The 2,727-nt window shown below is 67.2% G+C and carries 2 protein-coding genes; one reads left to right on the top strand and one right to left on the bottom strand.

Annotation, left to right across the window (positions count from 1 at the left end):
- On the bottom strand, nucleotides 1-321 hold a 321-nt coding region (locus tag WAW85_RS10640; RefSeq protein WP_422559585.1), incomplete at its 3' end, for a UbiA family prenyltransferase.
- 374 nt (nucleotides 322-695) lie between these two features.
- On the opposite strand from WAW85_RS10640, the gene tkt reads away from it, so the two are divergent.
- Nucleotides 696-2,727: transketolase (tkt, locus tag WAW85_RS10635; protein WP_422559584.1), on the top strand; the 2,032-nt coding region annotated here is incomplete at its 3' end.

Below are 2,727 nucleotides of genomic sequence, written 5' to 3'. Positions count from 1 at the left end.
GGTGCCGTAGTACAGCGTCACGAACGACGCCGCCGCCAGCAGAATGCCGAAGATCAGCGCATTGCGCACCGGAACTGCGTGCCGCGCCAGCGGACGGCGTGCCGTGCGCTTCATCTTCTGGTCGATGTCGGCGTCGGCCACCATGTTGAGGCTGTTGGCGCTGGCCGCACCCATCCATCCGCCGATCACGGTGACCAGGATCAGCCGGATGTCGACGTGCCCACGTTCGGCCTGCAACATCACCGGAATGGTGGAGACCAGCAGAAGTTCGATGACGCGAGGTTTGGTCAGTGCGATGTAGGCCAACACGGTGGCCCTCATCCGTGCCCCAAGATTCGGCGCATCGTCGGCCGTGGCCACCGATGCGTCGGAGGCGGAAGCGCCAGAACTCACGCTTTCCTCAAACCTCAACGCCGACTCCCTTGTCTGCTGTGACCCTCTGCTGCGACTGTCTGCTCCGGTACCGCGGCATTTCTCAGCGGACGGCACCCGCGCCAGCCCTGTGGCCGGGGTAGCGGCCGAGGCGGTACGACTGAATCGTATCTCGTGGGCCGCGACGGGAAGGAATCGGATCGGGTATCCGGGGTGACCCCGGCGGTGACGACCAGTCATCGGTGCGCGCTGGCTGCCGCCGATCGAGTCATGGCATAGGCTGGTGGGGTCTGCCGTCCCAAAGCACAGGAGATTGCCCGATCGTGGCCGTTACTAATGACATCGCAGAGCTGACCAAGCAGGTTCACCCCGCTGATTGGACGGATGTGGACACCCGCGCGGTCGATACCGCCCGGCTGCTCGCCGCCGACGCCGTTCAGCATTGCGGCAGCGGCCACCCGGGCACCGCGATGAGCCTGGCTCCCCTTGCCTACACCCTGTACCAGCGGGTGATGCGGCACGACCCGGCCGATCCGGAGTGGGTGGGCCGTGATCGGTTTGTGCTCTCGTGCGGACACTCCAGCCTCACCCAGTACATCCAGCTGTATCTGGGCGGCTTCGGCTTGGAGCGCTCCGACATCGAGGCGCTGCGCACCTGGGAGTCGCTGACCCCGGGCCACCCGGAGTACCGGCACACCAAGGGCGTCGAGATCACCACCGGGCCGCTGGGCCAGGGCTTGGCATCGGCTGTCGGGATGGCGATGGCCGCTCGCCGCGAGCGCGGTCTGTTCGACCCGCAGGCCCCGGCTGGTGCGAGCCCGTTCGACCACTACATCTATGTGATCGCCTCCGACGGCGACATTCAGGAAGGCGTCACCGCCGAAGCCAGCTCGCTGGCCGGTACCCAGGAACTGGGCAACCTGATCGTCTTCTACGACAAGAACCACATCTCGATCGAAGACGACACGCAGATCGCTTTCACCGAGGACACCGCCGCGCGCTATGTGTCGTACGGCTGGGACGTCCAGGTGATCGAGGGTGGCGAAGATATCGTCGCGATCGAGGATGCAGTCCGCCACGCCCAGAGCGTGACCGACAAGCCGTCGATCATTCTGATCCGCACCATCATCGCCTGGCCGGCACCGACCAAGATGAACACCGGTGCCTCCCACGGCAGCGCGCTGGGCGCCGACGAGGTGGCGGCCACCAAAGCGATCCTCGGCTTCGACCCGAACCGTAGCTTCGAGGTCTCCGACGAAGTGATCTCGCATACCCGCTCCCTGGCTGAGCGCGCCGCCGCCGAACGCGTGCAGTGGCAGCAAGACTTCGATACCTGGGCTGCCGGCGATCCGGAGCGCAAGGCGCTGTTCGACCGGCTCTTTGCCGAGGCCCTGCCCGAGGACTGGACCGCGGTGCTGCCGACGTGGGCCGTCGGCGACAAGGACGTGGCCACCCGTTCGGCGTCGGGCAAGGTGCTCTCTGCGCTGGCCCCGGTGCTGCCGGAATTGTGGGGCGGTTCGGCCGACCTCGCTGGCTCGAACAACACCACGATGGACGGCGCCACCAGCTTCGGCCCGGCCTCGATCAGTACCTCCACGTGGACCGCGCAGCCGTACGGCCGCACCCTGCACTTCGGTATCCGCGAGCACGCGATGGGCTCGATCCTCAACGGCATCGTGCTGCACGGTCCGACCCGGCCGTACGCAGGCACGTTCCTGCAGTTCGCCGACTATATGCGTCCGGCCGTGCGGCTGGCCGCCCTGATGGAGATCGCTCCGATCTACGTGTGGACCCACGACTCCATCGGCCTCGGCGAGGACGGCCCCACTCACCAACCGGTCGAGCACCTCGCGGCCCTGCGCGCAATCCCGGGCCTCGACGTGGTGCGTCCCGCCGATGCCAACGAGACGGCCCACGCCTGGCGTCACCTGCTCGGGCGCCGCCGGACCCCGGTGGGCCTGGCCCTGACCCGCCAGAACGTCCCCGTGCTTGAGGGCACGTCGCAGGAGGGTGTCGCCCGCGGCGGCTACCCGCTGGTCGATACCGCCGGCGCACCCGACGTCGTGTTGATCGGCACCGGCTCCGAGGTCGCTCTTGCCGTCGAAGCGGCGAAATCCCTGGGCACCCAGGGTATTGCGGCGCGTGTCGTGTCGATGCCGTCGATCGAATGGTTCGACGAACAAGATCAGGATTACCGCGATTCGGTGTTGCCCGCTGGTGTGCCGCGCGTCGTCGTTGAGGCCGGTATCGCCATGCCGTGGTACCGGATCGTCCACGGCGGGGCCGGGATCAGCGAGGCCTCAGGCGAGATTGTTTCGCTGGAGCACTTCGGTGCCTCTGCTCCGTATCAGAAGC

Origin of the sequence: Gordonia sp. (in: high G+C Gram-positive bacteria), assembly GCF_049299075.1 — a bacterium.
Classification (GTDB): Bacteria; Actinomycetota; Actinomycetes; order Mycobacteriales; family Mycobacteriaceae; genus Gordonia.
The sequence above is the reverse complement of the archived record's forward strand: the minus strand, read 5'-3'. Positions and strand labels throughout refer to the sequence as shown.